The sequence below is a fragment of the Veillonella nakazawae genome (assembly GCF_013393365.1).
GTDB classification, from domain to species: Bacteria; Bacillota; Negativicutes; order Veillonellales; family Veillonellaceae; genus Veillonella; species Veillonella nakazawae.
On record NZ_AP022321.1, the window covers coordinates 639330 to 662139 of the forward strand.

General features: G+C 39.9%; 17 protein-coding genes. All 17 read left to right on the forward strand.

Annotated elements, in window-relative coordinates; genetic code table 11:
- Positions 1-22: 22 nt before the first annotated feature.
- Positions 23-1714, forward strand: a complete 1692-nt coding sequence (locus VEIT17_RS02805) for a selenate reductase (protein WP_129823201.1) — start codon at positions 23-25, stop codon at positions 1712-1714.
- Positions 1711-3060: a dihydropyrimidinase gene (gene hydA, locus VEIT17_RS02810; RefSeq protein WP_024065472.1), complete on the forward strand. Its 1350-nt coding sequence runs from the start codon at positions 1711-1713 to the stop codon at positions 3058-3060. Before VEIT17_RS02805 ends, hydA begins: the two co-directional genes overlap by 4 nt.
- Positions 3061-3077: 17 nt before the next feature.
- Positions 3078-5627: a selenium-dependent xanthine dehydrogenase gene (gene xdh, locus VEIT17_RS02815; protein ID WP_178884662.1), complete on the forward strand. Its 2550-nt coding sequence runs from the start codon at positions 3078-3080 to the stop codon at positions 5625-5627.
- A gap of 148 nt (positions 5628-5775) precedes the next feature.
- Positions 5776-7161: a nucleobase:cation symporter-2 family protein gene (locus tag VEIT17_RS02820; protein ID WP_060924007.1), complete on the forward strand. Its 1386-nt coding sequence runs from the start codon at positions 5776-5778 to the stop codon at positions 7159-7161.
- Positions 7162-7365: 204 nt separating this feature from the next.
- Positions 7366-8556, forward strand: a complete 1191-nt coding sequence (locus VEIT17_RS02825) for a RuBisCO large subunit C-terminal-like domain-containing protein (RefSeq protein ID WP_178884664.1) — start codon at positions 7366-7368, stop codon at positions 8554-8556.
- Positions 8557-8662: 106 nt separating this feature from the next.
- On the forward strand, positions 8663-9469 hold the full coding sequence (locus VEIT17_RS02830; protein WP_024065469.1) for an MBL fold metallo-hydrolase: 807 nt from the start codon (positions 8663-8665) through the stop codon (positions 9467-9469).
- 3 nt (positions 9470-9472) lie between these two features.
- Positions 9473-9952 carry a 23S rRNA (pseudouridine(1915)-N(3))-methyltransferase RlmH gene (rlmH, locus tag VEIT17_RS02835; protein WP_024065468.1) on the forward strand — a complete coding sequence of 160 codons (480 nt, stop codon included), beginning with the start codon at positions 9473-9475 and terminating at the stop codon, positions 9950-9952.
- Positions 9953-10057: 105 nt separating this feature from the next.
- On the forward strand, positions 10058-10513 hold the full coding sequence (locus VEIT17_RS02840) for a CBS domain-containing protein (protein WP_024065467.1): 456 nt from the start codon (positions 10058-10060) through the stop codon (positions 10511-10513).
- 163 nt (positions 10514-10676) lie between these two features.
- Positions 10677-11981, forward strand: a complete 1305-nt coding sequence (gene tig, locus VEIT17_RS02845) for a trigger factor (RefSeq protein ID WP_105085923.1) — start codon at positions 10677-10679, stop codon at positions 11979-11981.
- Between the two features lie 36 nt (positions 11982-12017).
- Positions 12018-12611 carry an ATP-dependent Clp endopeptidase proteolytic subunit ClpP gene (gene clpP, locus VEIT17_RS02850; protein ID WP_178884666.1) on the forward strand — a complete coding sequence of 198 codons (594 nt, stop codon included), beginning with the start codon at positions 12018-12020 and terminating at the stop codon, positions 12609-12611.
- A 12-nt stretch (positions 12612-12623) separates the two neighbouring features.
- Complete coding sequence (gene clpX, locus VEIT17_RS02855; RefSeq protein WP_277872759.1) at positions 12624-13877, forward strand: ATP-dependent protease ATP-binding subunit ClpX; 1254 nt, start codon at positions 12624-12626, stop codon at positions 13875-13877.
- Positions 13878-13942: 65 nt separating this feature from the next.
- Positions 13943-16252, forward strand: a complete 2310-nt coding sequence (gene lon / locus VEIT17_RS02860; protein WP_178884668.1) for an endopeptidase La — start codon at positions 13943-13945, stop codon at positions 16250-16252.
- Positions 16252-16950 carry a ribosome biogenesis GTP-binding protein YihA/YsxC gene (yihA, locus tag VEIT17_RS02865; RefSeq protein WP_129823194.1) on the forward strand — a complete coding sequence of 233 codons (699 nt, stop codon included), beginning with the start codon at positions 16252-16254 and terminating at the stop codon, positions 16948-16950. Before lon ends, yihA begins: the two co-directional genes overlap by 1 nt.
- Positions 16947-17918 (forward strand): polyprenyl synthetase family protein, encoded by a 972-nt coding sequence (locus tag VEIT17_RS02870; RefSeq protein ID WP_119206540.1) that lies wholly within the window; start codon positions 16947-16949, stop codon positions 17916-17918. Before yihA ends, VEIT17_RS02870 begins: the two co-directional genes overlap by 4 nt.
- 1 nt (position 17919) lies before the next feature.
- A complete protein-coding gene (tatC, locus tag VEIT17_RS02875) occupies positions 17920-18810 on the forward strand; it encodes a twin-arginine translocase subunit TatC (RefSeq protein WP_119206539.1) in 891 nt (296 codons plus the stop codon).
- 21 nt (positions 18811-18831) lie between these two features.
- Positions 18832-21489 carry a valine--tRNA ligase gene (locus VEIT17_RS02880; RefSeq protein WP_178884670.1) on the forward strand — a complete coding sequence of 886 codons (2658 nt, stop codon included), beginning with the start codon at positions 18832-18834 and terminating at the stop codon, positions 21487-21489.
- A 12-nt stretch (positions 21490-21501) separates the two neighbouring features.
- Positions 21502-22809, forward strand: coding sequence for a bifunctional folylpolyglutamate synthase/dihydrofolate synthase (locus VEIT17_RS02885; protein ID WP_178884672.1), 1308 nt, complete (start codon positions 21502-21504; stop codon positions 22807-22809).
- The last annotated feature ends 1 nt before the right edge of the window (position 22810 follow it).

The following is a 22810-nucleotide window of genomic DNA, read 5'->3' on the forward strand; positions in this document are numbered from 1 at the left end:
CGCTTTAAAGGAGTGTGACATTATGAGTGACATTATGTATCCGGTAAGTTTCGGAAATTTGATGAACCACATTATGACTGAGTACAAGATGTACAATCGTATTTACAATGTAAATAAAATTCATCGTACTAATCATGATCAACGCTTATCCATCTTTGGTAAATCCATTGAAAATCCTGTAGGTCCTGCAGCTGGCCCTAATACACAGTTGGCACAAAACATTGTGGCATCTTATGTAGCTGGTGCTCGTTGCATCGAATTAAAAACTGTACAAATTATGTACGGTGAAGAATTAGGTATTCCTAGACCTTGTATCTACTCTGTAGACGAAACATACAACGTAGAATGGTCTTCTGAATATAGCTGTGATGAAGCTGCTGATGAATACATCAAAGCTTGGTTCGCATTAAAATTAATCTCTAAAGAATTAGGCTTAGGCGATCCAGATGGTTTCTTGTTTATCATGAGTGTTGGTTACAACTTGGCTGGCATTAAGAGTCCAATGGTTGATAAATTCATCAACACAATGCGTAGCGCATCTCAATCTCCTATGTGGGATGAATGCAAACAATGGTGTCTTGACCATGTAGATGAATTTGAACATATCGATGCTGATTTCATCAACTCCATTAGCGATGAACTTTGCCAAGCAATCACATTGTCTACAATGCACGGTTGCCCAGCTGAAGAAATAGAATCCATTTGTTCTTACCTAATCAGTGAAAAAGGCCTTCACTTATACTTGAAATGCAACCCTACATTGTTAGGTCCAAAACGCATTAGAGAGTTGTTAGATAACGCTGGCTTTGAATATATTGACTTTGAAGATCATCAATTCGAAGTTGACCTTCAATTCGATAAAGCTGTTCCAATGTTAGAACGTCTTATCGCTCTTGGTGAAAAACACAACAAGATCTTTGGCGTTAAATTGACAAATACATTCCCTGTACAAATTCATAACAATGAATTGCCAGGCGAGCAAATGTACATGTCTGGTAAATCCTTGTTACCTGTAACAATTGGTGTAGCTGAGCTATTAAGTGCTCAATTCGGTGAACGTTTACCAATGTCTTACAGCGGTGGTGCTGTAAAACAAAATATTAAAGCTATCTTTGATTGTGGTATCTGGCCTGTAACAGTATGTACAATTCTTCTACAAGGCGAAGGTTACAATACTTTCAAAGCTTTGGCAGATGAAGTTGAATCTACTGATTACAACGCTGCATTAAAAGTTCATAAAGAACTTATCGCAGCACTTGCTAAAGACATCGCTGAAAATAAAGTATTCAAGAAAAGCGATGCAATGAAGAAAAAACGTGAAGCAATGCCATCCTTCCCTGGTACACGTAGCTCTGACTACCACTGCCGCGTAGTGTGTGGTGCTTGCGTTCGCGTATGTCCTAACAGATGTAATGAAGTCGTTACTGTAAATGATGCTAAATTGATCGTCCATGTAGATCAAAGCTGTAATGAGTGTGGTAACTGTGCATGTCATTGCGTAGAACCTTGTCAACCATACAAGGATCGCATTACATTCTTCCACAATGCTGAAGCTTTAGCAGATAGTACAAATGATGGTTTCTACATCACAGGCACTAGCTGTGGCTACCGCTTCAAAGGTGAAGAAGCCGTATGTGACATTGATGCATTACCTGAAGAATTGAAAGGAGTTGTACATGCCTTCTGTAAAGAGCATGTGTACTATGTATCATGATTATCATACAACAAGGGGAATTGGTCTTAACTGATCGAATCCTTACCGGAGATTTATTAATTGATGGCGACAAAATTGTCGCCATCGATGAACACGTTCCTGTTCCAGAAGGAGCTAAAGTAATTGATGCAAAAGGTTGCTATGTATTCCCGGGATTTATAGATCCTCATACACACTTCCAAATGACTAATGCTTTAGCATCTACTGCGGATGATTTTGATAGTGGCACAAAGGCTGCTATCCTTGGCGGGACTACTTCAATTATCAATTTTGCTTCTCCTGAGGAAGGCTCCCTTTGTAAAGGCTTAGAGGTTCATAAGGAGCGTGCCGCAGGGCATTGCTCCTGTGACTACAAATTCCATATGGAACTTGTAGAAATGAATGATACTGTGGCCAGTGAAATCCCAAAAGTGGTTGAAGCTGGTGTATCATCCTTTAAGGTATATTTAGCTTATGGCTTCCGTTTAACAGATCGAGAAATTTATGATGCTATAGAGGCAATCAAACCTACAGGAGCTCTCGTTGGAGCACACTGTGAAAATGGTGATCTTATTGATGCGCTCGTAGCTAATAAACGTAAATGTGGTGAATTAGGTGTAAGCAATCATCCCCTCACAAGACCTGCCATGATTGAATCGGAAGCGATTAAGCGCTTTAGTACAATTGGTGCTGCATTAGAATATCCTGTACATATTGTTCATGTAAGTTCTAAAGAGGGCCTTGAAGAGGTTATTCGAGAACGGAACCTAGGGCATAAAGTGACTTGTGAAACATGTCCACAATATTTAGTGCTCGATGAATCACGATATAATTTGCCTGATTTTGAAGGTATTAAATATGTGATGAGCCCGCCGCTGAGAACAATTCAGGATCAAATGGCAATAAAGGATGCTTTAGTAAATGGCATATTCCAAACGATTGGGTCTGATCATTGTAGCTTTACTTTTGATGATCAAAAGCTAAAAAGTAGACATGATTTTACTCGTATACCTGGTGGTATTCCAGGTGCGGAGGAACGAGGAATCATAGCTTATGATGTGTTGGTAAATCAATGCAATATGAGCGTTGTAGATTTTATGAAATTAGTTAGTGAAAATCCTGCAAAGCTTTACGGTATGTATCCAAAGAAGGGCACGTTAGCCGTTGGTAGCGATGGGGATATTACAATTGTTGATAAGCGCATTGAGCATGTGCTTTCGAAAGAGTCCGCCCATACAAAGGCAGACTATATACCTTATGAGGGCATATCTGTAACAGGTAAAGTTCGAGATGTTATCCTTAGAGGTAACCATGTGGTACAAGATGGATCCTTAACAGAATCATATCTTGGTGAATGTATTCCTTAATGAGAGGAGGGCTATATATGTACCGCTTTCAAGTGAATGGCACCCAACATGAGGTTCAAGAGGATCAACGTTTAATTGATTTCTTGAGAGCCGATTTGAAATTAACGGGCACTAAAGAAGGTTGTAGTGCTGGTGCTTGTGGTACGTGTACAGTAATTATAGACGGAAAAAAAGCAAAGGCTTGTGTAACTAAATTATCCCAATTAGATGGTAAATCAGTTGTAACGATTGAAGGACTATCTGAACGGGAAAAAGCGGTATACACCTATGCTTTTGGTGAATGCGGAGCGGTGCAGTGTGGTTTCTGTATCCCAGGTATGATTATTAGTGCAAAAGTTTTGATTGATGAAAATAATGACCCTACACCTGATGATGTAAAAAAAGCTATTTTAGGCAACATTTGTCGTTGTACAGGATATGTCAAAATTGAAGAAGGCATTATGCTAGCAGCAAAAATGTTCCGTGAAAACTTACCAGTTCCTGAAAAGGATACAACTGGTAATGTAGGTACTCGTTTACACCGTGTAGATGCGGAGGAAAAAGCATTAGGTACTGGACAATACGCTGATGATATACATATGGATGGCATGATTTATGCTAAAGCATTGCGCTCTAAATATCCTCGCGCTAGAGTTGATCGCGTTGATGTGTCTAAAGCACTTGCACATCCTAAATGTGTAACGGCTTTAACTGCAAAAGATGTTCCATTCAATAAGACTGGTCACTTGGTACCAGACTGGGATGTGCTCATAGCAGAAGGCGATAACACTCGTTATGTAGGTGATGCTATTGCACTAGTAGCGACAACTGAGAAAAAATACTTAGACGAAGTTCTTGCTCTCGTTGAAGTTGATTATACTGAGTTAGAGCCTGTAGTAGACCCATTAGAAGCATTGAAGCCAGATGCACCTCAATTACATCCAAATGGAAATGTATTGTCTCGTCAAACATTATCTCGTGGTGATGTAGATAAGGCTATTGCAGAGGCTGCATTTGTTGTTACAAATCACTATTCCACACCTCAAACAGACCATGCGTTCATGGAGCCAGAATGTGCTGTAGCATATCGTGAAGGCGATGTAATTCATTTACATTCCGGTAGCCAAAACGTATATGATGATCGCCATGAAGTATCTCGTATGCTTGGCATTCCTGAAGAATCTGTAAAAGTTCATAGCATGCTCGTAGGTGGCGGCTTTGGTGGTAAAGAGGACATGAGTGTACAACATCATGCTTCTCTTGTAGCTTGGCTCACAGGTAAACCAACTAAGGTTCTATTCTCTCGTCAAGAAAGTCTTAATATTCACCCTAAACGACATGCGATGGAAATGGATATTACTACTGCTTGTGACGCAGAAGGCAACTTGGTGGCAAGTAAGGTAAACATCGTATCTAACTGTGGGGCCTATGCATCCTTAGGTGGCCCAGTACTTCAACGTGCAGGTACACACTCTTGTGGTCCTTACAAATTTGATAACTTTGCCTTTGATGGTGTTTGTGTTTACACAAATACTGTTCCTGGTGGTGCATTCCGCGGGTTCGGCGTAACACAAACTATCTTTGGTCAAGAACAAAACATTGATGAATTAGCTGCATTGGTAGGCATGGATCCATGGGAGTTCCGTTATAAAAACGTTGTTCGCCCTGGTGACTCCTTACCAAATGGCCAAATTTGCTCCGAAGAAACTGCATTAGCAGAATGTTTGGAAGCAGTAAAAGATGCATACTACGCATCTGACCGTACAGGTCTTGCAGTATGTTTAAAAAATAGTGGTATCGGTGTAGGTTTACCTGATACTGGCCGCGTTATTTTAGAAGTACGTGACGGCAAAGTTCGCATCCGTACTGGCGCAGCTTGTATTGGTCAAGGTATGGCTACTATGGCTACTCAAGTACTTTGTGAAACAACTGGTTTAACAGCTGATAAAGTATTTGTAGAGCGCCCTGATACAGTGCGCACTCCAGACTCTGGTACAACTACTGCATCTCGTCAAACAGTGTTCACTGGTGAAGCAACGCGTAAAGCAAGTCTTCGCTTGAAAGAAATGTTAGAAACTAAGACATTAGAGGAACTGAATGGCGTAGAAATTTATGAAGAGTTCCTTGGTGAAACAGATCCATTCAACTCTGATAAACCACATCCAAAAAATCACGTTGCCTATGGTTACGGTGCTTGTGTAGCAACAATTGGTGAAGATAATAAAATTGCTAATTTACATGTAGCATACGACGTAGGTCGTGTAGTTAACCCACAATCCTGTGCTGGTCAAGCTGAAGGCGGCGCTATCATGGGTATGGGCTTTGCTGTAACAGAAGACTTCCCTTATAAAGATGGCTATGTAACAGCTAAATACGGCACTCTAGGTCTTCTTAGAGCGACACAATGTCCACCAATTCATGTGAGTTTGATTGAAAAGGGGACACCAGAACAATATGCATACGGCGCTAAAGGTATTGGTGAAATTTCCAGTATTCCAATTGCACCAGCTATTGCAAATGCGTATCGTCGTATTGACGGAGAACCACGTAGATCTTTGCCGATTCAACATACAGGTTATAAAAAATAGAATATTTGCTTAATGGGTAGGGGCCTAAGGCCCCTAGCCATCAAGGTTCCCACGTGAAGTCGATGAGATTTCTCTAAACTCTATCATGTACGATAGTATGACTATATTATTTACTAGTAACTAAAACGTAAGATATGAGGTGATTCTTATGAGTAAAGCTATATCTGGCGTCGACCATGTAGATGGTATGCTGCCAATCCCGCAATTGTTTGCTTATGGCTTACAGCACGTACTAGCTATGTACGCAGGTGCAGTAGCGGTACCAATCATCATCGCACAAGCGATGAACTTACCTATTGAAGACTTAATTCGTTTGATTACGGCCGACTTGTTCACATGTGGTGTTGCTACATTGATTCAAACATTAGGCTTTGGTCCTATCGGTGGTCGTATTCCTCTTATTCAAGGTGTAACATTTGCTTCTGTAGGTCCAATGATTATGATTGGTCAGCAGCATGATATTACAACTATCTACGGTGCGATTATCGTAGCCGGTATCTTTACATTCCTGGTAGCACCATTCTTTAGTCGCTTAATCCGTCTATTCCCACCTGTAGTAACAGGCACTATCATTACTATTATTGGTATCAACTTGATGCCAGTAGCAGTTAAATGGATGGGCGGCGGTGCAGGCAGTCCAAACTTTGGGGATCTGCTTAACATTGCTCTTGGTGTAGCTACATTTATTATTGTTATTATAACCTATCGATTTGGTAAAGGATTTATTGGTAATCTAGCAATCTTAGTAGGTCTTATCCTTGGTACAGCCCTTGCTATGCTTTGTGGTGTTACTGACTTCTCCGAAGTAGGTCGTTCTCAATGGGTATCCATTGTAACACCGTTCTATTTTGGTCTTCCAACCTTTGACTTTGCTTCTATGATTTCTATGATTATTGTAATGCTCGTAGTTATGGTTGAAACAACTGGTGACAGTATCGCAGTAGGCGAAATCGTTGATAAACCTATCGGTCAAAAAGAGTTGGCTGCAGTACTTCGTGCTGATGGCTTATCTACTTTAATCGGTGGTGTGCTTAACAGCTTCCCTTACACAGCGTTCGCTCAAAACGTTGGTCTTATCGCTGTAACACGCGTTAAGAGCCGCTTCGTTGTAGCAGCATCTGGTGTTATTCTTATTTTATTAGGTCTTTTCCCTAAATTAGCTGCTATCGTAGCTTGTATTCCAAATGCCGTTTTAGGCGGTGCAGGTATCGCAATGTTTGGTATGATCATTGCCAGCGGTATCCGTTCCCTTGGTAAAGTTAGCTTTGATGGTAACTACAACTTGATGTTAGTAGCGATTAGTATTGGTGTATCCATGATTCCTCTAGCTGCGCCTAACTTCTATGCACATTTCCCAGATTGGGCTCAAATTCTTTTGAAATCTGGTATCACAGCTGGTAGTATCATTGCCGTTCTTCTAAACGTTGTATTCAATGGCTTTGGTTACAAAACTGTTAACGAACCTAATCGTGCAATACGTAAATACCGTCACTTCACACGATTCAAAGGCTATCCTAAACATTTCTATCAATAATATATAGTTAGACGAGTTTATTCTCATACGATTACATGTATTGTCTTTCACAATAGAAACCTTGTTTGTATAGGTAAAACATCTATATACATGTTTTCGATTTTAAAAGGGCTCACTCTAGTTTTAGAGTGAGCCCTTTTTTGTGTGGAATCGTGTACTACTTTGGTATATAATTAAATAATATTATTACAAAGGAGAAGCATTATGAAAGACGAGCGATTTATAGTTACGTATCGAATAGAAGCAGGTTCATATGAAGAAGCAAAAGCAATTGCTTGGGCTGTTCAAGTAGAACAAACCATAGAGTTCCCTTATGAGTTTATTACTGATTCGTATATTAAAGAAAATATCACTGGTCGGTTAGAGAGCCTTGAGCCTATGGAACAAGGTTCTGCATATGTTAATGTTGGCGTTATGCCAAATGCTGTAATTGATGTATCTCGTTACTATGTGGCTCGTATTTCGTATCTTGTAGATACTACGGCATTAGAAGCGACACAATTTTTAAATGTTGTCTTTGGAAACTCGTCCTTACAACCTCATATTTGGGTGGTTGATGTAGAGTTATGCCCAACTCTTTACGATGTGTTTACAGGACCTCAGTTTGGTTTACAAGGCATTCGTGACTTAGTGGAAACACCAACGCGTCCTATGATTCAAGCCGTTGTAAAACCTATGGGAACACCTAATGAAGAGTTAGCTCGTATGTGTGGAGCTTATACACGTGGTGGGGCAGATGTTATTAAGGATGACCATGGTATCTCTAACCAGTCGTTCTCTCAATTTAAAGATCGGGTAAAGCGATGTGCTGCTATAGTGCGTGAAATGAATGATAAACACGGCAAACATACCTTATATGCAGCTAATGTGTCTGGCGATGGTACAGACGTAATAGAACGTGCTTATTTTGCTAAGGAAGCTGGCGCAACGGCCCTTATGGTGGCCTCAGGGCTCGTTGGGTTTGGTTGGCTACATAAACTAGCTAGTGATGAAAAATTACGATTGCCCATTATACATCATCCCGCTTATTCAGGTGGATTTGTAAGTCCTGGCACATCTGGTATAGCTGATTATCTACAATTAGGCTTGTTGCCTCGTATTTTTGGGGCTGATATGCCAATCTTTGTATCCTATGGTGGACGTTTTACTTTCACAGAGGAGCAATGCAAGAGAATTTCGAATTATATTAAACAACCTATGGCATTGATGAAAGCGGCTTGCCCAGCTCCAGGTGGTGGTGTAACAGATGCTCGTCTTAATGAACTAGTTAAGTTATACGGTAATGATACAATGTTCCTCGTTGGGGGCGATATGTTCCGTAGAGGTCCGGATATCGAGTCTAATATGGCTTACTTTGTAGAGCGTTTGACTGACTTATCTGAAAGCAAGTCATGATAGTTTACGGTTATTTAACTTAATACAATAGTTATATCGAATAACTAAGTCACTGACTTTCACAAAAATATGTAAAGAATTATGATTAAGTATATGGAGTGTTTTGATGAGTGAATCCTCACCGTTGGAGGTCCATGTCCTTGCTAGTGGTAGCAAGGGCAATTGTACAGTAATAAAAAAAGGAAACTCCGTCATATTGCACGATGTAGGCATTAGCTGTCGGCGCATCGTAAATGGATTAAAAGAATTGCATATCGATATGGCACAGGTAGAGGGCATATTTATCAGTCATGAGCATAGTGATCATATTGCAGGGCTACAACAACTGTTGAAACGCTTTGATATTCCTGTGTATACGAAACAGGGAACGTGGCGTGAAATACAAGATAAGCTCGTCGTACCAAAGAATCAATTAATTGAACTGACCAAAGGTAGTCTAACATTGGGGAATCTGATTGTAGAACCTTTTGCAGTGAGTCATGATGCAGCAGATCCAATCGGAATAAATGTATTTTCTGGAAACGACAAGGCTACAGTCGTGACCGATACGGGTATCATTTCTGATGATATATTACATAGACTGGATGATAGTACGTTGCTAGTACTAGAGGCTAATTATGATCCTCATATGTTGCGCTTTGGACCGTATCAACCTTTTTTGAAACAACGGGTGGCCAGTGATGAAGGCCATTTAAGCAACGAAATGGCAGCTCAAGCCTTGCTTATGATGAAGCGGCCTGATTTTATGCAAGTTATTCTGGCCCATCGTTCTGAAAACAATAATAATGCAGTTTTAGTAACTCAAACGATTGGAAAAATGCTAGTAGACGGTGGCGTACGCATTGGACCGGAAATGAAATTGCAACATGGTCAGCCTAATGAAATTGTGTCTATGCAATCTGTAAAGAGGTAGAAAATGAGATTTTATGTAGTTTGTATCGGAAAGTTAAAAGATGCTTATCTGCGGGATGGTGTTGCGGAATTCGTAAAGCGCATGCGGCCTTATGGTGGTATTACTATTACTGAATTAAATGAAAGTAAAATTGGCGATAAGCCGAGTGATGCGGATCGAAAACAAGTCGTTGCAGAAGAAGGTGAGCGTTTATTAAAAGCGGTTCCGAAGAGTGCTTATACAGTATTACTCGATGTGTACGGTAAGACAATGTCCTCTGAAGACTTAGCAAAGACTGTAGCAAAATTAGAAGTAGATGGTGTTAGCGATATGGCGTTCATCGTTGGCGGTGCTTTTGGGGTAAGCGATGAACTACGTAGATCTGTAAATTATAAATTATCCTTTAGCCCAATGACCTTTACCCATCAAATGGTACGCTTATTGCTAGTAGAGCAAATTTATAGAGCTTCTAAGATTAATCGTAACGAACCATATCATTGGTAATAGACTTATAAATTATTTATATAATATTCTTATAAAAAAGGAGTTTTATTATGCTATGTCGAATAGTATAATAAAGCAAGATGTATTTGTAAGGAGGAATTCACTATGAAAATTCAAGAAGTAATGAATAAATACCCTGTTACTGTTGGCAAGGATGCGCCGATTTCTGATGTGGCTGACTTATTGGTAAAATATAATTTAACAGCTGTTTCCGTAGTGGATGACAACAATAAATTATTAGGTATTATTTCTGAAGGTGATTTGCTTTATAAAAAAGTTCGCCCTCATGTACCTCACTATGTAAATGTGTTGGGCGCTAGTATTTATTACAATGGCATTGGCGAATATAATGCGCAATTCAAAAAATTGTTAGCATCTCACGTTCATGAGTTGATGACCGACGAAGTCATTACAACTACACCGGATAAAGATGTAGAGGAAATTGTATCTGTTATGCTTGATCAACATTTGAAAAATGTTCCTGTTGTAGATAAGGATTACCATTTGATTGGTATCTTGTCTCGTCGTGACATTATCAAATTGATTGCTAAAGATAACTAATTTGCATAATTATGTAGAACATAGAAAGACCACCCATTTCGGGGTGGTCTTTTAGTGTAAATTGAGAAGAATTGCATTGACCTTGCATTTATGTTATTATTAGGAGTGCATAATATACTACAGAAATTTGGGCGTATTGCCCTTCGAGGAGGACATATTTTAAATGAAAGCAACTGTAAATCCTGTTGATCAACACGTAGTAACGTTAACTATTGAAGTACCTGCAGCAGAAGTAGATAAAGGCATTAAGCAAGCTGTAAAACGCATTGCAAGTCAAGTAAACATTCCTGGCTTCCGTAAAGGTCATGCGCCTCGCCGTATTTTGGAAATGAACTTCGGCAAAGACGCTATCATGGAAGAAGCATTCGAAGTATTGGCTAGCCAAAACTACAGTGCTGCACTTCGTGAAAATGATATCGTTCCTGTATCTGAACCAGAAATCGAACGCGAACAATTCGAAGAAGGTAAAGACTTGATTTTCAAAGCTACTGTAACTAAACGCCCTGAAGTTAAACTTGGCGACTACAAAGGCTTAGAAGCTGAAAAACAAGATGCTACAGTAACTGATGAACAAATCGAAGAACAATTGAACAACATCCGTGAACAACAAGCAAAAATGGTTGTTGCTGAAGAAGGCGCTACAATTCAAAAAGACGACTTCGCAGTAATCGACTTCGCTGGTTCCGTTGATGGCAAACCATTCGATGGTGGTGAAGGTAAATCCTACCCATTGCAAATCGGTTCTGGTAGCTTCATTCCTGGCTTCGAAGATCAATTGATCGGCGCTAAAGCTGGTGATGATGTAACTGTAAAAGTAACATTCCCTGAAGACTACTTCGTAGCAGAACTTGCTGGTAAAGAAGCAGAATTCAAAACACATATCCATGACATTAAACGTAAAGAGTTGCCTGAATTGAACGACGAGTTCGCAAAAGAAGCAAGCTCTTATGAAACTATTGAAGAATTGAAAAAAGATCTTCGCGCTAAAATGGAAGAAGAAGCTTCCCGTCGCGCAATCGATACTTACAATGCAGACTTGATTCAAACAGCTGTTAAAAATGCAACTGTTGAAATCCCAGAAGTAATGATCGAAGATCGTGTAGAACAAATGATTCAAGAATTGGCTATGAACATGGAAGGCCGTGGCTTGAAACTTGATGACTACTTGAAATTCTCCAACAAAACTATCGAAGATTTACGTTCTGAATACAAAGATTCTGCAGCTGAAAACGTACGCGCTGATTTAGTATTAGACGCTATCGCAACTGCTGAAGGTATCGAAGTAACTCCAGATGATATGAACCGTGAAATCTTCATTATGGCTCAAAACTTTGGGGCAGATCCTAAAGAAGTTTGGGATATTATTGCAAAAGAAGGTCGTGTAGCTATGTTGGCAGGCTCTGTAGCTCGCAAAAAAGCAGCTCGATTCATTATTGATAATGCAAAAGGCGCTGAAGCGGCTAAATAATAGTTTGCTCAACTAGGTACATGAAAAGGTGAATATATGTATGTACCAATCGTAGTTGAACAAAGTGAACGCGGTGAGCGTTCCTATGATATTTACTCTCGCTTGTTAAAGGACCGCATTATCTTCCTAGGTGGACCTATTGATGATAATGTAGCAAATGCGGTTATTGCGCAAATGTTATTCCTAGAAGCAGAGAATCCTGATAAGGATATCCATTTGTACATTAATAGCCCCGGTGGTGTTGTAACTGCCGGCATGGCTATTTATGATACGATGCAATATATTAAACCAGATGTGTCTACCATTTGTGTAGGCTCTGCAGCGAGCATGGGGGCCGTGCTTTTAACAGCAGGTGCCAAGGGCAAACGTTATGCGTTGCCTCATGCACGCGTTATGATTCACCAACCATTAGGTGGTGTTCAAGGGCAAGCATCTGAAATTGAAATCCATGCCCGTGAGATTCTTCGTATGCGTGAAGAATTAAATGGTATCTTAGCTTCTCGCAGTGGACAAGATATTGAGGTTGTAGCGCGCGATACAGATCGCGATAACTTCATGAGTGCTCAGGATGCCGTTGAATACGGCTTAATTGATGAGGTGCTCACAAGAGAACCTGTAGAAAGCAAGTAATGGAGGCGCCCATTGGCAAAAGATAAAGACACTATGCGCTGCAGTTTTTGTGGACGCACAAGCGAAGAAGTCCGCAAATTAGTAGCGGGTCCTAACGTATATATTTGTGATGAATGCGTTGAAGTATGTGAACGTATTATTGCTGATGAGTTAGGTGACGTAGAGACGGACGACTTCAACTTAAAAGAATTGCCAACGCCGAGAGAAATTAAAGCTCATCTTGACGAATATGTTATTGGTCAAGATGATGCTAAAATCTCTTTAGCTGTGGCTGTATATAATCACTACAAACGTTTACAAACAGATAATGTAGTTGATGATGTAGAATTACAAAAGGCTAATGTTTTATTCATTGGTCCTACTGGTAGTGGTAAAACACTATTGGCTCAAACCTTAGCGAAAATGCTAGAAGTACCATTTGCTATTGCAGATGCTACAAGCTTAACTGAAGCTGGTTATGTAGGGGAAGATGTGGAAAATATCTTGCTCAAAATTATCCAAGCTGCAGATTATGATATAGCTCGGGCTGAACGTGGCATTATTTATATCGATGAAATTGATAAGATTGCTCGTAAGTCTGAGAACCCTTCCATTACACGTGATGTGTCTGGTGAAGGCGTACAACAAGCATTACTTAAAATCTTAGAAGGTACCGTAGCTTCTGTTCCACCTCAAGGTGGTAGAAAGCATCCAAATCAAGAAATGCTTCAAATTGATACTACAAATATTCTCTTTATTTGTGGTGGTGCATTTGATGGTATGGACAAGGTTATTACTAAGCGTACCGCTAAGAAAACCCTTGGTTTTGGTGCAGATGTACAACGTAAAGAAGAACGTAATGTTTCGGCTATCTTGAAGGATGTTGTACCTGAAGATTTATTGAAGTTTGGCTTAATCCCTGAGTTCATTGGTCGTTTGCCGGTAATGGTAACATTAGATCAATTGGATAGAGATGCATTGATCCAAATTTTGACAAAGCCTAAAAATGCATTAACAAAACAATATGAAAAAATTCTATCCCTTGATGGTGTAGACTTAACTTTCACTGAAGATGCATTAGAAGAAATCGCTGATAAAGCATTACAGCGAAAAACAGGTGCTCGTGGTTTGCGTGCTATCATTGAAAAGGTGATGAAACGCGTTATGTTTGAAGTTCCTTCCATGCCGGAAGTAACTAAGTGCATAGTTAATCGTGAATCCGTGTTGAGCACAGGTGAACCTATACTCAAAAATGAGGCAGACCAAGACATCCAGTTGAAATCGTAATTCGAAGAAACTCATTTCTGTGTAGGAATGAGTTTCTTTTCATAATATAAATACCTGGAGGAAGTATGAATTTACTCGAAATTGGGATTCCAACTGTACCCCTTAGAGGTATGGTTGTATACCCGAATATCGTGATTCACCTCGATATCGGTCGAGACAAATCCATTAAAGCGGTAGAAGCCGCAATGAACGAGGATCGCATCTTAGCAGTTGTCAGCCAAAAGGATGATGCTGTTGATTCGCCAACTGTTCATGACTTAGCCCAAATGGGTACATTAGTAAAAATTAAGCAAATGTTACGCTTACCAGGTGGTATTGTACGTGTTCTTGTAGAGGGCATTACACGTATTCGCGTAATGAATATAACAAGTATGGATCCGTACTATGTAGGGGACTACGAGCGTGTAGCCTCCGAATTTGAAGACGATGTTGAGTTAGAAGCCTATCGTCGTTTAGTGCAATCTAAGTTTGGCGAATGGGCTGAAGAGGCTAAATCTGTTACCGATGAAGGCGTAACACGGGTTATGGAATTACGTGACCCTTGTGAATTAGCTGACCAAGTTGCGTTCTTGTTGCCTATTAATAATACTAAACGCCAAGAGTTACTTGAAGAGTTATCTGTAGCTCGTCGTTTAAATATGATCGTAGGCATCTTGAATATGGAATTACAAATTTCTGATTTGGAAAATTCTATTAATAATCAAGTTCGTCAATCTATGGAAAAAGCGCAAAAAGAATATTTCTTGCGTGAAAAAATCCGAGTTATCCACGATGAGTTGGGTGATAAAGGAGATCCAGAGGAAGAAGCAGAAGAGTTACGTGTTAAATTGAAAGCACTCAACCTTAGCGAAGATATACATGAACGTATCGATAAAGAAATCTCTCGTTATAGTCGCATGCCTCAATTGATGCCAGAAGCAACTATTTTGCGTAATTACCTAGATTGGGTGTTGGCGTTACCTTGGAACGAATTGACTGAGGATCGCTTAGATATCAAAGAAGCTCATGATATGCTTGAGGCTGATCATTATGGCCTTGAAAAGGTTAAGAAACGCATTCTTGAATTCTTAGCTGTTCGTAAGTTAACTGGTAAGAATAGTGGCTCCATTCTTTGCTTAGTTGGACCACCAGGGGTTGGTAAAACATCCTTGGCTACGTCTATAGCTAAAGCAATGAACCGTAAGTTCATCCGCGCATCTTTAGGTGGTGTTCGTGATGAAGCTGAAATTCGTGGCCATCGCCGTACGTATATTGGTGCATTGCCTGGTCGTATGATTCAAGGCCTCAAGAATGTAGGCACTAAGAACCCTGTATTCTTATTGGATGAAATTGATAAACTAGCATCTGATTATAAAGGCGATCCATCCTCTGCATTGTTAGAGGTATTGGACCCTGAACAAAATAGCACATTTAGTGATCACTTCATTGAAGTACCATTTGATTTCTCCGAAGTATTCTGGATTACAACGGCTAACGTTGCATCCAATATTCCAGGTCCATTGTTAGATCGTATGGAAATTATCGAACTATCTAGCTATATGGAACAAGAAAAATTAGAAATTGCTAAGCGCTATTTAGTACCTAAACAAATCAAGAAAAATGGCCTTGAAGATTACAAGGTCAAATTATCTGATGCAGTGTTGAAAAAGGTAGTTTCCGAATATACTCGTGAAGCGGGTGTTCGTACCTTAGAAAAAACGATTGCTAAGATTTGTCGTAAGATTGCTTATAAAGTCGTTGAAGAAGGTGGGGATGCACCGAAAGTAACGACAAAAAATCTTCACGAATTCTTGGGTGCACCAATTTTTGTTGACCAAGAGCGCGAAAAGAAACCGCAAATTGGCTATGTAAATGGCCTAGCTTGGACTTCTGTAGGTGGCGTTGTATTGCCATGCGAAGCAACAACTATGAACGGTACAGGTAAACTTGCATTAACGGGTAGCTTAGGTAAGGTTATGCAAGAGTCTGGTCAAGCTGCAATGAGCTATATTCGCCACAATGCAAAAGCCTTAAAAATTGAAGATGATTTCTATAAGAAACTCGATATACACGTTCACTTGCCAGAAGGTGCAACACCTAAGGATGGCCCTTCCGCAGGTATTACGATGACATTGGCTATGGTATCTATTTTAACAAATCGCAAGGTTCGTTCTGATATTGCCATGACTGGTGAAATTACATTGCGTGGCCGTGTACTACCAATTGGCGGTTTAAAAGAAAAGTTATTAGCAGCCTTGTCTAATGGCATTAAAGAAGTATTGATTCCTAAAGGCAATGAAAAGGATATTGCAGAATTACCTGATATTGTAAAAGACGGTCTCATTATTACGCCAGTTAAGACAATGGATGAAGTATTAGCAAAGGCACTTGTGTAATGCAAAAAAAGAAAAAATCCACTAAACAAATGGGCCCAAAACCACAATATACACGAAAAGAACCGAAGGGGCCTCGTATTATAGCAGCAAAATATAATACTTCCTGTGTTAAGGCTGATCAATATCCTGAAGGGGATACTGTGGAAATAGCCTTCATCGGGCGCTCTAATGTGGGCAAATCTTCGTTGATTAACTCGTTGTGTAATTATCGTGGGTTGGCTCTCGTTAGTGGCCAACCAGGTAAGACTAAGACAATTAACTACTTTGATATTGAATCAAAAGAAGATATTTCTGAAACAGAGGAACGCAGATATAACTGGTTTCTCGTAGACCTTCCTGGTTATGGTTTTGCAAAGACAAATAAGGGAAACCGCAACTTGTGGTCTTCCTTTATTGCCGATTATATTTTACATTCTGAACGATTGATGTTGTTGTGCTTACTTATCGATGGACGTCATCCAGAGATGCCTATCGATAAGGTGGCCTATGATTGGCTTATTGAAGCTGGTGTACCATTACAAATTGTAGTTACTAAAGCTGACAAGCTAACGGCTAAAGAGAAGTCTGCGAACTTGGCTAAAATTAAGGAAATGTATCCAACGAATACACCGCCTATTTTATATAGCTCCTTAAAACACACGGGACGTGAACTTTTACAACAACGCATCAATAAAGTTCTAGTAGGAGATGAAGCATGAGTCAAACCAATGAATTAGAGATTATGGAACGCATTGCTCTAGATTTAGAGGGTGTGGAAGAGTCTCTTGCATCATCTTTTAATACAGGTGCAGAAGACTTTAATGCACTGATTCGACCATTATCTGCTGCAGGTGGCAAGCGCTTGCGCGCGCAATTATGTTTATTGATTGCTAATGCAGGTACATCTGTAGAACGTCAGCGTATTAGAATTGCTGAAGCCGTAGAGATGCTTCATTTAGCGACTTTGATTCACGATGATGTGTTAGATCAAGCAGAGATTCGTCGAGGCGAAGAAACGATACATATGCATAAAGGAAATAAGGTAGCTATTCTTAGTGGTGATTACTTGTTTGCTAAAGCATTCCAAATTGTATCTGAAATGCCTAATATGAAATATTTGCAGATTTTTTCTCATATCATTACTTGCCTTGTGGAAGGCGAGTTTATGCAGATGGAAGATGTGTATCGCATCGATCAAGGTATTGAGCGGTATATGACTAAGACCCAAAAGAAAACAGCTGACTTTATGGAAGGCTGTATGGAATTGGGTGGCCTTTTAGGGGGCTGGAGCGAATCTGAAATCGTTGAGTTGAAAAAATATGGTCATGCTCTGGGCATGGCATTCCAAATTACTGATGATATTATGGATTATCGTGAAACAACAGCGACGACTGGTAAACCCGTGGGGAATGATCTTCGCGAAGGTTTATTGACATATCCGTTGTTAAGTATCGTTAATGATGACAATAAAGATAAATTGCTTGAGGATATTAAAGCCTTGAATAATGGCGGCGATGAGCAGGCTATTATCGACTATGTTATCGGTCAAGGCGGTATTGATAATACATTAGCTGTAGCTGATCAATATTGCAAAGATGCTTTGGCAGCACTCGACGCTGTCCGTGATTTTCCCGGCAAGGAATTCCTTGTGATGGCTGTAGAGAATTTAGCTGATAGAAAGGTATAATATGGAACCATTCGAACCAAAAACGGACTTCGAATATCCCATACAAAAACCTTCTTTTGATAGTGTAGTTCGTCAAAAGCGTCGCGAAGCCAAATTAAAGGCTGAACAAGAACAGTATAAGGTGGTAAAACAACAGGTTCCTGAGGAACCTGAGGACGAGCCAATTTATACTGAGATGGAACAGAAAATGATGGACGAGGCGAGGGAAATATCCCTTGTAGGCCATCTATCTGAATTGCGAAAGCGCCTTATTATAATGGCTGTTGCAGTAGTCATAGGAACATGTATTTCTTATTATTATGTAGACTTCTTATTGGAAATACTCCTAAAGCCAGCTGGTAAGCTCTATTATATGAAACCGACTGAGGCCTTCTTTACATATATGAAGGTGTCTATAGTAGGTGGTCTTATTATAGGGGCACCTATTATATTGCATCAGATCTGGTTATTTGTTAAGCCTGCCCTTACGGTGCGAGAAAAGCAACTATCCAATTGGATTTTACCGGTTGCTATAGGCTTATTTGGCATAGGTATTGTATTTTCTTATTTTCTCGTGCTACCAGCAGCTGTTAAGTTCTTTATGGGCTTTGCTACCGACGAATTACAACCGCTGTTTTCCATCGGCCAGTACATGGACTTTGTATTATCCTTTGTACTACCCTTTGGATTTATCTTTGAGTTGCCGTTGATTTTAATCATCTTGGGATATTTCAACTTAATTACATCGCGTTTTTTAAAAACGAAACGTAAGATATTTATACTTATATCCTTTATCATAGGTGCTGTCATTTCACCAACACCGGATATGTTCTCTCAAACGATGATTGCATTACCTATGATATTGCTATATGAAACGAGCCTATTTGTATTGGCTAAGATTATGAAGCGCTAAGGAGTTTATTTAGGAGGAACGATGAAAACCTACGAAAATTTAACCACTTATAACCCCGGTGAAATAGAAGGGAAATGGTATTCATATTGGGAAAACCAAGGATACTTTCACGAAGAAGTAGACACTAATAAAGAACCATTTAGTATCGTGTTGCCGCCTCCTAATGTAACTGGTATGTTGCATATGGGCCATGCTTTAGATAATACATTGCAAGATATCCTCATCCGTTTCAAACGCATGCAAGGTTACAATGTGTTGTGGATGCCTGGTACTGACCATGCTGGTATTGCTACACAAATCAAAGTAGAAGAGATGCTCGCTAAAGAAGAGGGAAAATCTCGCTATGATTTAGGTCGTGAGAAATTCGTAGAACGCGTATGGGAATGGAAAAAAGAATACGGCGATACTATTGTAAAACAAATTCGTAGCTTAGGCGCATCTTGTGACTGGTCTCGCGAACGCTTTACATTAGATGAAGGGTACTATCATGCAGTGCGTGAAGTGTTCGTAAAACTTTATGAAAAAGGCTTAATCTATCGCGGTGAACGCATCATCAACTGGTGCCCTCGTTGTGCTACCGCTTTATCTGATGTTGAAGTTGAACATGAAGACGAACATGGCCACTTATGGCATATTAAATATCCTGTAAAAGGTGAGGATAATCGATTCGTAGTTGTTGCTACAACACGTCCAGAAACAATGTTCGGTGACGTAGCAGTAGCAGTAAATCCTGATGATGATCGTTATAAAGACCTCATCGGCAAAACATTGATTTTACCATTTGTTAATCGCGAAATTCCTGTAATTGCCGATGATTATGTAGATGCTAGCTTCGGTACAGGCTGTGTAAAAATTACACCTGCTCATGATCCTAATGACTTTGAAATGGGCCAACGTCATAATTTGGAATCCATCGTTGTTATGAACAATGATGCGACAATGAATGAAGGTGCTGGCAAATTCAATGGCATGACTCGTGAAGAAGCTCGTAAACAAGTAGTAGCAGAGCTCAAAGAACTAGGCTTACTTGAAAAAATCGATGATCATGACCATGCGGTAGGTCATTGCTCTCGTTGTAACACAATTATTGAGCCAATGGTATCTAAACAATGGTTTGTAGATATGAAACCATTGGCAGAACCAGCTCTTAAAGTTGTTAAAGATCACGAAGTAGAGTTCGTTCCTGAACGTTTTACAAAAACATATGTAAACTGGCTTGAAAATATTCGGGACTGGACAATTTCTCGTCAATTATGGTGGGGTCATCGTATTCCTGCATGGTACTGCGATGATTGCGGTGAAACAATCGTTAGTCGTGACGATATTACTGAATGTCCTCATTGCCACGGTCATGTTACACAAGATCCAGACGTTTTAGATACATGGTTCAGCTCTGGCTTGTGGCCATTTGCTACCATGGGGTGGCCTGAACAAACTCCTGAGCTTAAACAATGGTACCCAACAAGTGTTCTTGTAACTGGTTACGATATCATCTTCTTCTGGGTAGCTCGTATGATCTTCATGGCTCTTGAGTTCGAACATGAAATTCCATTCAAACATGTATTTATTCATGGTCTAGTTCGCGACAGTCAAGGCCGTAAAATGAGTAAATCCTTGGGCAATGGTATTAATCCTCTTGAAGTTATCGACCAATATGGTGCAGATGCATTGCGCTTTACTCTTGTTACTGGTAACACACCAGGTAATGATATGCGCTTCTATATGGAACGTGTTGAGGCTAATCGTAACTTTGCCAATAAGATTTGGAATGCATCTAAATTTGTATTGATGAATCTTACAAATTATGATGAAAGCTTCATTCCAACTGCAGATGATTTGACATTAGCAGATCAATGGATTGTTCAAAAATATAACGAAACAGTACAAAGTGTAACGTCTAATCTCGACAAATTCGAGTTGGGTGAAGCTGCAAGTTCCGTATATGATTTCATTTGGAACACATACTGTGACTGGTATATTGAGCTAGCTAAACCTCGTTTATATAACGATGGTAATGAACGTGATCGTCGTACTGTTCAATATTTACTCGTAACAATCTTGCGTCATATGCTTGAATTATTACATCCATTTATGCCGTTCGTAACAGAACATATTTGGCAACATTTACCTCATGAAGGGGATAGCATCGTTGTTGCAAAATGGCCTGAAGCATTAAAATTTGATAATCTTGAAAGTGCAGCTCGTCAAATGGAAGTTATGATGGATGCCATCAAAGGTATTCGTAACATGCGTGCTGAAATGAATGTGCCTTTAGGTAAAAAAGCTGAGGTTATCGTAGCACCAACAGATGAAGCATTAGCTCAAACTGTAGCAGATCATAGCGATTACTTCGTTACATTAGCTTGGGCTGAGAAGGTAACAATTCTTGGTGCCGATGATTCAAAACCAGAAAATGCGACTGTAACAGTTGTAAATGGTATGGAAGTATATCTCTTACTTAAAGACTTGATCGACGGTGAAAAAGAAAGAGAGCGTATTGCAAAGGAAAAAATCCAAATGGAAAAAGAAATTTCCCGTTTGGAAGGCAAATTGTCTAACCAAGGCTTCCTCGCAAAAGCTCCAGAAGCTGTAGTAGCAAAAGAAAAAGAAAAGTTAGAAGAATATAAACAAAAACAACAAGCGTTATTGGAACGTGAAGCGTTCCTTGAAACCTTATAATAGGAGGTTTATATGACATATCAAGAGGCCTTAGCCTATTTAGAACAGGCATCTTCATTCGGTATTAAGCCTGGCCTTGAACGAATTACAGCGCTTATGGAAGCCCTTGGGAATCCACAAGAAGACTATAAGATTGTTCATGTTACAGGCACGAATGGTAAGGGCTCGGTTACCTCATATATTTCCTACGCACTGTTTACAAGTGGACTACGGGTGGGGCGATTTACATCGCCTCACCTTCAATCCTATACGGAGCGAATTCAAATCAATGATGGAAATATAACAGAGGAAGCCTTCGGTAATCTAATTAGTCGTGTAAAAGTGGCAGTTGATACTATCATTACTAACGGAATAGAAGCGCCAACGCAATTTGAAATTTTGACGGCCGCTGCCTTTTTGTTCTTCAAAGAACAAGATGTGGACTATGCGGTGGTGGAAGTTGGCTTAGGTGGATTACTAGATTCTACTAATATCGTGACACCAAAGGTATCGGTTATTACCAATGTAACAATAGACCATCAAAAGTATTGTGGTGATACTATTGAGGAGATTGCGCATCACAAGGCAGGTATTATTAAATCTAAAATTCCTGTTGTAACGGCTGCACAGGATGCTCCTCTTCGTATTATTGAAGAGGTAGCTAAAGAGAAACATGCTAGAGTGTATGCTTTCAATAAAGACTTTGGTATCGATAGCCGTAGTGCTGTAACTGGTGGCCAAATGATTACGGTTAGTACTAATGATACCGCTCCTGCAATGTTGTTTACGACGATGGCAGGTATCCACCAATCTGTTAATCTTGCGTGTGCATTAATGGCTGTGCGTTTACTGATGAAAGAAGACACTAACATTAGTGAAGAAACGATGCGTGAAGGATTTGCTCGCACTACGTGGGCAGGTCGATTTGAAGTTAAACGAGGCTTAGATCGCACCTTTATCTTTGATGGTGCTCATAATGCGGCAGGTGCTGAATCTTTCAGTATGACCTATGCTGAATTATTTAAGGACACCCCAAAAACGATTGTGATGGCAATTCTTAAAGATAAAAATCAAGATGCTATTATCCGCGAAGTTGTTAAGGCGGGCGATACGGTCCTAGTTGTACCAGCTCCAACAGATAGAACTGAAGTGCCAGAGGTTTTGGTTGAGAAAATACGTCACATCGTTCCAAAAGCTATAGCACAAACAGCAGATTCTGTTGAAGACGCATTGGCTTTAGCCTATAAACATACAAAAACTGGTGATATTATCACTGTTTGTGGTTCTTTATATATTTTAGGAGATGCTCGTCAGTGGTTTAACCATGAGATGAGTCACTAAG